General features: G+C 56.8%; 10 protein-coding genes. 5 read left to right on the forward strand and 5 right to left on the reverse strand.

What is annotated here, in order from left to right; all coding sequences use genetic code 11:
* Positions 1 to 312 precede the first annotated feature (312 nt).
* From tgt to ACSYSS_RS07940, 4 genes are all read left to right on the forward strand, one after another.
* Entirely contained in the window at positions 313 to 1737 is a 1425-nt protein-coding gene (tgt, locus tag ACSYSS_RS07925; protein ID WP_491703473.1) for a tRNA guanosine(34) transglycosylase Tgt, read from the forward strand.
* 8 nt (positions 1738 to 1745) lie between these two features.
* Positions 1746 to 2684, forward strand: a complete 939-nt coding sequence (locus ACSYSS_RS07930; protein ID WP_491703474.1) for a CPBP family intramembrane glutamic endopeptidase — start codon at positions 1746 to 1748, stop codon at positions 2682 to 2684.
* A 474-nt stretch (positions 2685 to 3158) separates the two neighbouring features.
* Positions 3159 to 3425, forward strand: coding sequence for a DUF3995 domain-containing protein (locus tag ACSYSS_RS07935; RefSeq protein WP_491703475.1), 267 nt, complete (start codon positions 3159 to 3161; stop codon positions 3423 to 3425).
* 175 nt (positions 3426 to 3600) lie between these two features.
* A complete protein-coding gene (locus ACSYSS_RS07940) occupies positions 3601 to 5184 on the forward strand; it encodes an ATP-binding protein (protein WP_491703476.1) in 1584 nt (527 codons plus the stop codon).
* Between the two features lie 47 nt (positions 5185 to 5231).
* Here the strand turns inward: ACSYSS_RS07940 and ACSYSS_RS07945 are convergent, their stop codons facing one another.
* From ACSYSS_RS07945 to ACSYSS_RS07955, 3 genes are all read right to left on the reverse strand, one after another.
* Positions 5232 to 5987, reverse strand: coding sequence for an SDR family NAD(P)-dependent oxidoreductase (locus ACSYSS_RS07945; RefSeq protein ID WP_491703477.1), 756 nt, complete (start codon positions 5985 to 5987; stop codon positions 5232 to 5234).
* A 488-nt stretch (positions 5988 to 6475) separates the two neighbouring features.
* A complete protein-coding gene (locus ACSYSS_RS07950; protein ID WP_491703478.1) occupies positions 6476 to 8113 on the reverse strand; it encodes a UDP-glucose--hexose-1-phosphate uridylyltransferase in 1638 nt (545 codons plus the stop codon).
* Complete coding sequence (locus ACSYSS_RS07955; RefSeq protein WP_491704281.1) at positions 8110 to 9210, reverse strand: phosphotransferase enzyme family protein; 1101 nt, start codon at positions 9208 to 9210, stop codon at positions 8110 to 8112. Before ACSYSS_RS07955 ends, ACSYSS_RS07950 begins: the two co-directional genes overlap by 4 nt.
* Positions 9211 to 9614: 404 nt before the next feature.
* Between ACSYSS_RS07955 and ACSYSS_RS07960 the strand changes: the two genes are divergently transcribed.
* Positions 9615 to 10778 carry an ROK family protein gene (locus tag ACSYSS_RS07960; RefSeq protein WP_491703479.1) on the forward strand — a complete coding sequence of 388 codons (1164 nt, stop codon included), beginning with the start codon at positions 9615 to 9617 and terminating at the stop codon, positions 10776 to 10778.
* On the opposite strand, the gene purM is transcribed toward ACSYSS_RS07960, so the two are convergent.
* A complete protein-coding gene (gene purM / locus ACSYSS_RS07965; protein ID WP_491703480.1) occupies positions 10775 to 11854 on the reverse strand; it encodes a phosphoribosylformylglycinamidine cyclo-ligase in 1080 nt (359 codons plus the stop codon). The two genes, ACSYSS_RS07960 and purM, sit on opposite strands and share 4 nt — an antisense overlap.
* Positions 11855 to 11926: 72 nt before the next feature.
* On the reverse strand, positions 11927 to 13438 hold the full coding sequence (purF, locus tag ACSYSS_RS07970) for an amidophosphoribosyltransferase (protein WP_491703481.1): 1512 nt from the start codon (positions 13436 to 13438) through the stop codon (positions 11927 to 11929).
* Positions 13439 to 13554 lie beyond the last annotated feature (116 nt).

Here is a 13554-nt window from a genome sequence, read left to right on the forward strand (position 1 = left end):
GTGTAAACAGCTACTTATGAGTAAAGACAGGCTATCTGGAAGTTTTCTGAACGTTCCATGGAAAAGCGCTCCTTCTGCCTCTGTTATATGCACCAACTCAACTCTTCAAATATCATGTTAATTCTAATAAACGGCATAAACCGTAGGAAAGTTACGCCTATAGGCAGTTCTCTGGTATTCAGCGGACCTTCAGAAAACTTTATTGTCAAGTTCTCGCCAATCTCTTGTCTACCCCGCACCGAAATCGAAACATTTCTTTTTGATCTGGTCCAATCATTCAACTCGCGGCAGGGCTTTGTCTAAAATGCAGATATGAGCAACACAACTTCGCAGCGCCAGAACGATTCAGCCACCAATGAGGCACCGGTGAAAACCACCTCTGCGTGCGAGGCAGCAAAGGCCCCTTATGCCGGCGCGAATCACCTTGCGCCGAGCACTTCCGGTCTGCTGGAACACCCGCTCGGCGCCGCACCGGGGCAACCAGGCGACCGCAGCGAATTCTGGTTCGAGCAGAAGACTCGACTACCGGACGCAGCCAACGGCAAGGGCCGCGGCGGAGCGCGGTACGGCCGCACCGGCGTGATCCACACCCCGCACGGCGACATCAAAACCCCCGCCTTCGTACCCGTTGCAACGCAGGCCGCCATGAAGGGCGTGCTGCCAGAGACCATGAAAAGCCTTGGTGCGCAGTGCCTGCTCTCCAACGCCTTCCACCTTTTCGAGCGCCCCGGCGAAGACGTGATTGACGAAGCGGGCGGCCTGGCACGGTTCGAGAACTGGGACGGTCCCACGTTCACCGACTCGGGCGGCTTCCAGGTGCTTTCGCTCGGCGCCGGCTTCAAGAAGACACTTGCCATGGACGTCACCGGCATGAAGAACGACGATGTGATCGCCGAGGGCAAGGAGCGCATGGCCTTCGTGGACGAGGACGGCGTAACGTTCAAATCGCCGCTCAACGGCAACGAGCACCGCTTCAGCGCGGAGATCTCCATGGGCATCCAACACAAGCTCGGTGCCGACATCATGTTCGCCTTCGACGAGCTGACCACGCTCATGAACACCCGCGGCTACCAGGAGAAGTCGGTCGAGCGCACATTCCGTTGGGCTCGGCGCTGCGTGGAGGAACATAAACGACTGACGACCGAACGCGTCGGCAAGCCATACCAAGCGCTCTACGGCGTGGTGCAGGGTGCCAACTACGAGGACCTGCGTCGGCGCGCGGCCAGTGAGATCGCCTCGCTCGACTTCGATGGAGTGGGCATCGGCGGCGCCATCGAGAAGCGGGTCATCGGCGAGACCTGTGCCTGGATCTGCGATGAGATGCCCGAAAGCCGGCCGCGCCACGTGCTCGGCATCGCCAACGTGGACGACATCTTCGCCTGTGTGGAGAACGGCGGCGACACCTTCGACTGCGTCTCCCCCGCGCGCACCGGCCGCAACGGTGCCATCATGACGCACCACGGCCGCTACAACATCAAGCGCGCAGCCAACAAGCACGACTTCGGCCCACTGGAGGAGGGCTGCACCTGCTACACCTGCACGCACTACACCCGCGCCTACGTCGACCATCTGCTGCGCGCCCGCGAGCTCAACGGCTACACGCTCGCCACCATCCACAACGAACACTTCTTCGTGCATCTGCTCGACGACATCCGCGCCTCCATCGACGGCGGCTACTTCGACGCCTTCCGCGACGAAACCCTCGCCCACTACTACGAAAACGGCTCCAAAGGATGAGCGGCGATATGTCAAGACCTCACAATCGTAAAGCACCGACGCCGAAGCGGCTCGTCGGACAGCAAGCAGGCTTCACACTCGCCTTCGCACTGGGGATTGCCTTCATATCTTTCGTCGCAATATCCATCGCGGACGCTATGAACACTTCGGACGTCGTAATCTCGACTTGGGCGCAGGCTCTTGCCGAACTGCCGCTTGTCGCGTTGCTGTTCCTCTGGGCGCGGTCACTGCGCAAACGGGACAGCACCATCACCGGCGAATGCGATGAACTGCATCTATATCTGCGCTCCCGTCGCACCATGACGGTACTGGCCTTCATCGTACTCGCGATGACACTGCTGTTTGCCATCACACTGGTCTCCGACGGTTTCGACTCCATCGTGCGTTGGCTCGCAGGCGCTCTCCACGTGGCAATGGAGACTTCTCAATCGGAAATCGGTGCAACCTCGAATTCAGTAATCGGAGTTTTGTCAGCATGCTTGGTCGGCCCCATCTGCGAGGAAATCCTCTTCCGCGGCATCGTTATGGAAAATCTTCGCCGTTACGGCCCTGTCTTTGCCATCGCCACTTCCGCGTTGCTCTTCGGTATCATGCATGGGGACATCCAGCAAAGTTTCTCCGCATGCCTTGCAGGCCTGCTGTTCGGCTACGTGGCGTACCGGTACTCGCTGACGTGGTCCATCGCCCTGCACATCCTCAACAACGCGGTTTTCATGGCGGAGGGCTGGATTCCGAGACAGACAGCCACCGCAGTGAACATAACGTTTGGGGTGTTGACATTAGCCATCCTGCTGGCTCTCGCAATCTACAAGCGCTCTGGTGTCAAGGCTGCGTTACAAGCCCACCACTCCTCTGAAGGCATCTGGCATGCGTGGCTTTCGCCGCTATTCCTCGTCACGCTGGCGCTCTTCGTCGCCGAGATGCTCTCGCGATTTCTGCTCAGCTGAGAGCGGCAGAAGGGCCCTCCATAATCGAGCCGATGTCACGGTGCCAAGCTGGCCAAGCGCCCGGCGCACCGATTCGGTATGCGCTTTACCCAGTAATACCTCATATTCAGCCCCTGGCGACGCATAATACCGAGTCAGGCAATCCGATGATTTTTAGCAATAAAGCAATAAAAAGACGCTTTTATTCATTACTATCTTCATCATCTTTATTCTTATGGTTTTTCATAATCGCGAACGCAATAGACCCGGCGCAGATTCCCAGTCCAAGAAATAGTGGAAGAAAGACTATGTTGCGTTCCGCTACAGCAAGCAACAATCCTACAGCAACTCCAAAACTAACTCCGAGGCTTATCAATATCGGAAGATAGTCATTGAAATTTTTCACTTGCACCCCCTTTGATGAATAGCCGATATATCGTTAAATGAATATTACCCTGAAGGAACACTCTTACGCAAAATGGCATCTGTTGAACAATGCCGGCTTGCCGTCTGAAACTCTCCGAGCCAGTATCCATCCTGCTCTGGTGCCCGGTTGCAGTGTTCACGCTTCGAGCTTTCGGCGATTTCAACGTCATGGGACTGACCAAGCGCGAAAAAGACACAGGGTTCGCCCATTGGGACACCCTGCTTTACACCCCAATCTGCATCTGCTGGCCGTCGCCACCGCACTGGTTGAGCTGCTGTAAACCTCACAGATTGCACAAGTGCCACCATTGTCGGTATTGTCAACGTCATCAATGACAAATATGGTATGTGAATTTGGATGTACAAGATTTACTTCGAGTAATCATTCGAAAATAGACGTTTTACTTCCAAATTATCTTCCAATTTTTGTATGTGAATTTGGATGTGATAGCATTAGACGCACTGCACATTGCAACTGATACTGCAATGTGCGATTGTAAGGAGCGCAGACTTGCTAGCTAAAGAGCCCATTCAACAGGTAATTAACCGTCTACGCAGGCAAGGCACTGATGACAGCGACTACGAAGCGAAATCATGCATCGACAAACTCAGTTCTAAAAGCGTGTGGGAAAGTGTGAGCGCATTTGCAAACACATCGGGCGGCACACTGCTACTCGGTCTCGATGAGCATGCGGGCTTTCAAATCCCCCAACAGTTCAACATCGACGCAGTACGTGATCAATTCGTTGAGGGCATAGGCGACGGTGGCGTGCAAGGGGCCAGACTTGCTCATCCTCCGAAATGTGAAATGCGAAGAGAACTGTTCGAAGGCAGTCAGCTCCTCGTTATTCGTATTTCAGAGAATCAGCCTGACTTGAAGCCCTGCTACATCTGTGCCAAAGGCGTGAGTGCAGGCAGCTACAAAAGAGTCGACGATAAGGATATCCTGCTCTCCGCAACCGAAATTTATGAGATGCAGAACATACTGCGTCCCAGCACTGTAGACCGCGAAATTGTTGCGGAGACCGACGTCTCGGACCTTGACCAAAACATTACCGCTCAACTCATAACGGCGCATCGAACTTCAAAAGTCCTGCGCGGCGTGGATAGCGAAGCTGAGCAACTTAGGCGTTTGAACATAACTGACAAATCAGGCGGCATCCGCATGGCAGGCTTGCTAGTTGCCGGCCAATATCCGCAACAATTCTTCCCTCGTCTGTTCATTGACGTTACAGCCCACCCAGGCAACAGAAAAGCTGAACCCGGACAACCAAGGTTCATTGACCGCGCCGAGTGCGACGGACCGATGACGCAGATGATCGACGACGCCGTCAATGCCGTTGCACGCAATTTGCGTATAGCTTCCTACATAGAAGGCACAGGACGACGCGAAGAACTTGAGTTTCCGCGATCAGTTCTTCGTGAAGCCATCGCCAACGCCGTCATCCACCGAGAATATCATCCTGCTTTTCAAGGCCAAAGCGTAAGCATTGATATTTACCCCAATCGCATTGAGATCAGTAATCCTGGCGGGCTTTGGGGTGGCAAAACGCTTGAAAATCTTACTGACGGAGACTCCAAATGCCGCAATGCCACATTAATTCAGCTCATGCGCTCTTCATCAATTGATGACGGCAACCCAGCAACAGTCGAAGGCCAAGGTAGCGGCATCGATTTTATGATTCGACAGATGCAAGTGCGCCATTTACCGGCACCCAGTTTCGAAGCTTCTGCCGATAAGTTCACCGTGAAACTCTGGCGAAACGCCACAGAGCAGCAAAAAGCTCTTATCGCTCGACCGCACGATGAGGCCGAACGCATCTTACGTAATGATGAATCGATAATTGAAGCTGCTTTTCGAACCTATATCAATCAATGCCGAACACAAAACCCCAAAATGACCACTGATGAACAGATTCTTCGGATTGCGGCATCCGACAGAACCTTCACCACACTTGAAATGGCGAACGCCACCGGCAAATCCAAAGAGACGATTCGCCTTGCACTCCAACGTCTTGAAAAGAGCGGAACGATTAAAGCAATCGGAAAGCCACGTAGCCGAAACCGACGTTACCTTAAAGTCGTCTCTTCATGAAATTAGCTCAGAATGCAACAGACCTCCGCTGACATCACGTGAAGCATTCAGTGTCTATAGAGTTTGGTGTAGGAGCCTTGGGCGCGCGGGCGCACCACAATCGAGTCGATGTCGACGCTGTCCGGCTGGCCCAGAGCCCATCGCACCGATTCGGCAATGTCTTCGGCGGTGAGCGGGTTCGGCACCCCGGCGTACACGGCATCGGCCTTAGCCTGGTCGCCATGGAACCGGTTGAGCGAGAACTCGTCCGTCTTCACCAAGCCCGGCGCCACGTCGATGACACGCAGCGGCTGGCCCACCTGCTCCAGCCTCAAGACCCGAGCCATCACGCGCTCAGCCGACTTTGCGGCGCAGTAACCGGAACCACCTTCGTACGGTTCGATGCCCGCAGTGGACGAAATGACCACCACCGTGCCACCGCCTGGAGCGGCTTTGAGTGCGGGCAGCAACTTCTGCGTGATGCGCAAGGTACCGATCACATTGAGCTCATACATCGCTCGCCAGTCGTCGAGGTTCGAACCTTCCACCGAGTCCTGGCCAACGGCACCGCCTGCGCAGTTGACCAGCGCCTTCACCTCACCGCCTGCGAGCGCCTTGCCCACTGCCGCCTGGGTGGAAGCCTCATCCGTGACGTCGCAGACCACCGGCTCACACGTGCCGGCACCATATTTCTGGTTCAGCTCATCAGCGAGCGCCACCGCCGTGGCCCTCCCGATGCCGCTGGAGGCGCCCGTCACCACCGCGCGCCGGACAACCGCGCCACCGCCCTCAGTCTTTGAAGTTTCCTTACTCATCGCCGCCATATCAATCTCCTTATCTTGAGCCACCGAGCCGTTGAACCGTCCCAGAATGACGCCACAGGCACAACAACATCAAGTAATACTTAAATCTTATCCACGAAACCTTAGAAAATATCGAATTCTCTGCAATTTTCAATCTCACACGCCCGAAAATCGTTCGGTTGGGACTTTCCAAGCGACCTCGCAAAATCTAGTTAAACAATCGTTGTAATTCCGCCATTTCCCGATTCTGATTTGCTATACATTTTCGGAAAAGCCACTACCGAACAAAATCAAACGGTCGGCCGACCTGTTTTGCTGAGCCCGGGCATCGATTTTGGCGAAAACCGAAATCTTTCGTTCAGAGGGGACTTTTTCTCGAAATTTTGTGATAACGAATTCCAGAATCGTCTGAATTCCAGCATGATGAAATTCAAACACAGGCATGTACCTGCTAAAAGTCCCCTCTGAACGAAAATGCCTCACATAAAAGGCCTTTTCATATGAAAAGATCAGATTTTTGCGAATCCCAGACCCTCCATGAAGGCCAATGTGTCCTGTTTACGCTTGAAAACGGCAGTATTGCCTAAGATTCGCTCGCAAATGCTGCCGAGCTCGTCTTGGATGGCGGCGCGAACCACCTCACAGGGGTAGCCATGCGAACCGTTCACCGCCTCTGAAGGCCTTGCACCACTGCAAGAAGCGGCGAGTGCCTGCTGCAGTTCATCCCACTCGAACGTGAATTCGGATTCGGCCTGCGGCAGCGGCTTCCCGGCCACCAGCGCATCCTCGATGTGCGCAAGCTGAGTCTTCAGGCGGCCAGGCAAGACGAAGAGCCCTTGCGCCTCGATAAGCCCGATGGGCTCCTGCTTGACGGCCCAGAACTCAGGGTGCGCGTGGAAGATGCCCTGCGGGAACTCCTCGCTGACACCGTTGTTGCGCAAGATGAGGTTCATCTCGTAGCCGCGGGGCGTGATGACCACGCTCGGCGAGACGGCGCTGCGTCGGCCTTCCGGCCCCTCGCACACAATGTCAAAATCAGGGTTGGAGTAGTGGATCCAGCCTTCGCGGATGCGGTCCGAAAGCTCGACAACGGCCTCTCGCGAGCGCGAGACCACACGCACCGCAGTGCCCGGCCAGTCGAGAATCTCGACGGTGGCGTCACTTTCGCCCGCGAACCGCAGGGTGGCCCAGGCGCCGGCCTTGTGCATGGGCATGAGCTCGCCGCCGCCCTGGTAGTGGTCATGCACCAAAACGGAACCGCCGATGCGTGGCAGCGCTGCGTTGCAGCCCAGGAAGTAGCCGGGGAAACGGTCAACGAAATCAAGCAGATTCACGAAGGTCCGCCGGTCCACATGCATAGGCGTGTGATCGGAGTTCACACAGATGCCGTGCTGGTCAAAGTAGCCATACGGCGAGAATTGCCAAAACCACTGATGGCCCCCGAGCATGACCGGGATGGTGCGCAGCGTGCGCTTGCTGCGCACCGCGAACCCCTCGTTTTCGTAGCAGATGGTGCACTTCGGGTAGCCGCCCGAGACGGCATTGCCGGCCGCAGCATTCTTCATGGTGCGGAACTCCGGCTTTGAGCAGTTGATGGTGACCACGAGGCCGTGCGAATCGAACCGCAGGTTCCGTGCCAAACGCGAGCGCTTCACATAGGTGCTATTGCCGCAGTAGTCGTAGAACCAACGCATCGCCGCCATGCCACCTTCCGACCGCTCGATGTCCGCAAACCGATGTTGCAAAGCGGAGGGAAGCGCAGTGAAACAGCCCATCACCGCGTCGTCAAGCGCATCGTTGTTGCTTGCGGCATCGTCAATGAGCCTGGCCGGAGTGGTGGCCATACGGCCGTCAGCACCCATTTGCTCGGGCGCACCCTCGTCTTCGCCTTCCAGCAATCCCTTTGCCACGGCGGCCGCACGCAGCCGTTCCAGCAAGTCGTCAACAGTGGCCTCGCCCGCCGTCGTTCCCGTCGGCTGGTAGGAGTCCAACCCAAACAGCTCAAACACGCGGTTTCTGGCCCAAGTTTCATCGGCCGAATCAAGTTCCAGACGCCGAACCGCAAAATCCGTCAACGCATCGATGGCTTTGTACACGGCATCGACAGTGCCGACTGGCTGCGCGCTCCTATCTTCAACATCGCTCATCGTGCATCGCCCGTTTCATTCATCACATCATCGACGATTCGTGCCACTTGCGCTTCCTTCTGCTCCATCTCCTGCACCAGCTTGATCTGCGTGCGGCACCGCACAAGGTTATGTTCGGCGTAATCGGTGGCAAAGTAGGTGTCCCCCTCAAGATAGTCGGCGAGGAACCGCATGCCGCACTCCAATGTCATCATCCTAGCCCCAACGCCAAGCAGCTCTGCCTCGCGGTCGGTGATGCTCGGACGCACCGCCCCGACGAATCCTTGGGCATACGCGCGGAACAGGCCCGTGCTGAAATGCACGCGGTCAAGGTCCTTTTCATCCTCAAGTGCGGTCGAGGCGCCAAAACGAATGGAGTCTCCGAAGTCAAACAGCATCGACCCCGGCATGATGGTGTCCAGGTCGATGATGGCCCGTGCCTTATGGGTTTCCGCATCCATCAATATATTGTTAAGTTTAGTGTCATTATGTGTCACACGAAGGGGAATCGACCCATTGGCAAGCCCATCCATGATCATGCCGTATTGAGGGGCATGGTCTAGGTAGAACCGAATTTCAGCCTTGCAACCGGCCGCACGGCCGAGCTTGTCGGCAGCCAGAGCCGCTTGAAAATCACGGAATCGCTTGGGGGTATCGTGAAAATGCGCGATGGTCTCCGTCAATTGAGAGGCGTCGAACTCCGCCAAATCGTTCTGGAACTGTCCGAACGCAGCTCCCGATTCGCGGAACACGTCAGCCGAAGGCACCAAACTGTAGGATATGGTATTTTCGATGAAGTCGTAGGCTCGCCAATCCCCGCTTTGTAGATGACGGTAGTATGCGCCGTCCTTGGTGCGCACAATGTTAAGCGTCTCTTTGCCGCGCCCCCTTAAGAAGGCCGTAACAAGCTCAATGTTGCGCATCAGACTCACAACATCAGGGAAAATGTCGGTGTTCATGCGCTGCAGAATGTAGCGGCGCTTGCCTGTCGTAACCAAATAGGTCTGATTGATGTGGCCATCGCCATATGGTGCAACGCTTTCAACAGCACCTTCGAACAAAAAGCACGCGGCTACGTGCGTCAACGTTGCGTCTTCAACGGTGTCTTCGTCGCCCATCATGCTGCCCCTTTCCAACGCCTGCATTACTTCGCTTCGCAACCCGACGATTACCAAGCAATGCCCGTCACCGTCATACGTTCAAGCACCGCGTTTCGTCCCAGCAAATTTTGGCCATATCATTCTGAAAACGCACTACGATACCCTTTTGTTAATATACTATACATAAATAGGCGAACACGCCCGAAATACACGCTTGCATGATGTCGACAAGCCTCTGACGAGCCCTTCACGCCACCAAAATTGACAAAATGTGTTCATTTGAGAGCATTACCACCCCCCCAAATACGAATAAGGTGCAACACTTTTATTGACGCGTACGGTATACTTCTGCTAAGTTTGTTTCAGTGGTTGTTTGCCAGCTACAACGTCAGCGTGCGTGGCAAACCAAGAATTGAGGGTAGATGTCGAGCAACAACATCAAATCGGCCAATCTGCGGTCCGCTGCGACCAGGGTAAAGGCCAGCCCCTCCGACATACGTCGCAATAATCGCTCCCTCATCTTCAACCTGCTCTATCCATCCGCCACTTACTCCCGCGCGCAATTGGGCAGGGAAACAGGACTTTCACGGGTTGCCATATCCGACGTCACAAACGACATGCTCGCCGAAGGGCTGATTTGCGAGTCCGGCTACGAGACCCGCGCACTTGGCAAAGGCAAAAGGGGCATGCTGCTGGCCGTGAACAACCAGCGACTGCGCATCGTCAGCATCGATCTTTCGCAGGCGCACCTTATCAGCGGCGAGGTCACCGACTTGATTGGCACGCCATTGCACCACGCGGAAGTGGCACTCAACTCCCGCAGCAGCATTGATTGCGACACCATTGCGAACCTCGTTCGGCAGCTGTGGGAAGAAATGCCCCACTCAGGCATCAAAGGTGAACGAATGGCCGGAATCGGCATTGCCGCAACGGGTGTGGTGCACGACGGGGTCATTCTCAACTCCACTGAGCTGGGCTGGCGCAACGTCGATTTGCAGAGCCAACTCGAGCAACGATTCGGGGTACCGGTCATCGTAGCCAATGACGTCACCTGCTCGATGCTGACCGAACGCTATTTCGGCCGGGGAAGCAGGAACTTGCTGTTCGTTAAAATCGACCGAGGCATCGGCGCCGCCACCCTGGTCAACGACGCAACGATTCTTGGAGAGAATTACGCAGGCGGCGAGATAGGCCACATCGTTGTGGAACCCGGTGGTCGTAAGTGCCCGTGCGGCAAGCGTGGATGTTTGGAAACTGTGGTTTCGGCTCCGATCCTGCGTTCGAGCATGGAAGCCGCCCAATCGGATGCCGATCGGGAGCAGGTGATTGCCGGCGCCGGCGAACATCTGGCGCAAGCTTTGGCCATGCCCGTCGGGCTGCTCGACATGGGTGACGTGTGCGTCTGGGGACCGCCCGACATCGTCAATGACGTGTTCATCAACGCAGCCCAGGACTGCCTCAACCGCACCACCGCGTCCACCTTCCACAAACACACCACCATCCGGCGCTGCCAGTGCGGCATGGACATCACACTGCGCGGAGCCACTGTGGCCGTGGCGCAGATGTGCGCCGCCAACGGAGTCTAATCATCCTCAATCTTGGGGGTTCGCCTGAACACAACGCGCATAGGTGTTGTTTCAACTTGCTGCACCACTTTGCCAACGCGGTAGGCCTTCTCTCCGTTAGCTTCGAGCAACTTGAGTGTCTCGCCCGCACGATCTGCAGCAACGGTGAGCACCATGCCAAGGCCCATGTTGAAGATGTTGTACATCTCCATGTGGTCGATGGAACCGGCACGCTCGATCACGTCGAAAATCGCAAGTGCCGGCCACGAGCCGAGATTGATGCTCGCCGCCAGTCCTTCGGGCAGCATGCGCGGGATGTTCTCAACAAACCCACCACCAGTGATGTGGGCCACACCTTTGACAAGATGGGCTTTGAGCAAAGGCTCCAGCGCCTTGACATAGATCTTCGTAGGCGTGAGCAGCACATCGCCGAGCGACTTGCCCCCAAGTTCGCCCAATCGCGTATCCACCGTGTACCCGGCCTCGTCGAACAGCGCCTTACGCGCCAGCGAGAAGCCGTTGGAGTGCACGCCCGTTGACGGCAAGCCGATGAGGGCATCTCCAGCTTTGATTCCGGTGGCACCACTCGCCCCGTCAATCAGCTCCGACTTCTCGGCTACCCCCACTGCGAAGCCGGCCAAGTCGATTTCATCCGCATCGTACATGCCCGGCATCTCGGCCGTCTCACCGCCGATGAGCGCACATTCGGCCTCAACGCAACCGTCAGCCACACCGGAAACTACCTGCTCAAGCCGAGCCGGATCATTGTGCCCGCAGGCAATGTAGTCAAGAAAGTAGAGCGGCTCGGCGCCCTGAGCCACAATGTCGTTGACGCACATGGCCACGCAATCCACGCCGATGGTGTCGCTTTTGCCCATGGCCTTGGCCACCATGAGCTTGGTGCCCACACCGTCGGTTCCGGAGACCAAAACCGGCTCTTTGTAGCCCAGCGACGACAGGTCGAAGAGTCCACCGAACCCACCGATGCCGCCCATCACACCAGGCCGGCTCGTGCGCGCCACGTGCTTGCCGATGCGCTTGACCACCTCGTACCCCGCCTCGACGCTGACGCCGGCTTCCTCATAGGCTTCTGGCATTCGTGCTCCTTTGTTGCTCTGCTGACATACTACATTGAATTTTGCGTTATGGCGGGGCGAATCCGTCGCCGCTTATTGCCCGGCCACGCTTTGCCCTGCCGCAGTCGGGTTATGCCGATATTCACTGGACTTCCATACCTGTTGCAGCCGCTCACGTTCCGATTGCGGCAGCGACTCGAGGAACGGCTGCTCGTAATCGTCGAGCGCCGTTGGGTAGTCGCCGTTGAAATACGCCACGCACAGGCCGCCGTAGGGCGCGTCCTCATGCATGCCGATGGATTCCACCAAGCCGTCCAGACTCAGGAATGCCAACGAATCCGCACCGATGTAGTCACGGATTTGCGGCACAGTCATCTTGGCGGCGATGAGTTCCCTGGTGTTCGAGATGTCGATGCCATAGAAACACGGATACTTGAGCGGCGGCGAACTGATGCGCATGTGGATCTCGGCCGCGCCGGCCTCACGCAGCAGCTGAACGATGCGCTTAGACGTGGTGCCACGCACGATGGAGTCGTCAATCACCACCACCCGCTTGCCTTCCACCACGCCGCGCACTGCGGAGAGCTTCATGCGCACACCCTGCTCGCGCAACTCCTGCGTGGGCTGAATGAACGTTCGCGCCACGTATTGGTTCTTGATCAGCCCCATCTCATTGGGCAGGCCACTGGTTTCGGCGTACCCGGAAGTGGCGGAAAGCGAGGAGTTCGGCACCGCGATCACCATGTCCGCGTCCACTGGCGCCTCGCGAGCCAGCCGGGCCCCCATGCGCTTGCGGGCAGAGTGCACGTTGATGCCGTAGATGTTGGAATCAGGCCGCGCGAAGTAGATGAACTCCATGGAGCAGATGGACAGCTGCGGATTGTCCACATACGTTTCAATGCTGTAGCCGCCGTCATCCACCGTTATAATCTCGCCCGGGCCGATGTCACGCACAAATCGGGCACCCACCACGTCCAACGCACAGGTCTCGCTGGCCAGCACGTACGCACCGCCCGGCAACTGGCCAAGCTCCAAAGGGCGGAATCCGTTGGGGTCGCAGATGCCGATGAGCTTGTCACCGGTCATGAGCAGGTACGCGAAGCCACCGTGCACCATCGGCAGCACTTCCTTGAGCCGTTCCATCAGCGTCGGCTTATTGGAACGGCGGATGAGGTGCATGAGCACTTCAGTGTCGGAATTCGAATGGAAGATGGCGCCTTCGAATTCGAGCTTGCGTTTCAGACTCGTGCAGTTGGTGAGGTTTCCGTTATGACACAGGGCGCAGTCGCCGTCGTGGAAGCGGAAAAGGAATGGCTGGATGTTGTCGAGGCTTTTCGAACCGGCAGTGGCATAGCGTACGTGGCCTACGGCGCGATTGCCTTTGAGCCGTTCCATTTCGGTTTCGTCGTGGAACACCTCGGTGAGCAGTCCCAAACCCCGGTGGCCCATGAGTTTGCCGTTATCATTGGTCACGATGCCGGCACCCTCCTGGCCGCGGTGCTGTAGGGCATGCAGCCCGAAGTACGTCAAGTGAGCGGCGTCCGGGTGGCCCCAAACACCGAACAGCCCACATTCCTCATGGATGTCCTCAAGCTCGACTGACATGGCTACCTCCCTTGTGCCATTTCGTCCTGACCATTTCGTTCACGCGCCACAGAACCATCACTAACCGCAACGTAGAGAATGGTTCCGTAGGCGGACACGACCGCATACGCCGCAAA

This window comes from Bifidobacterium sp. ESL1118 (genome assembly GCF_058505595.1).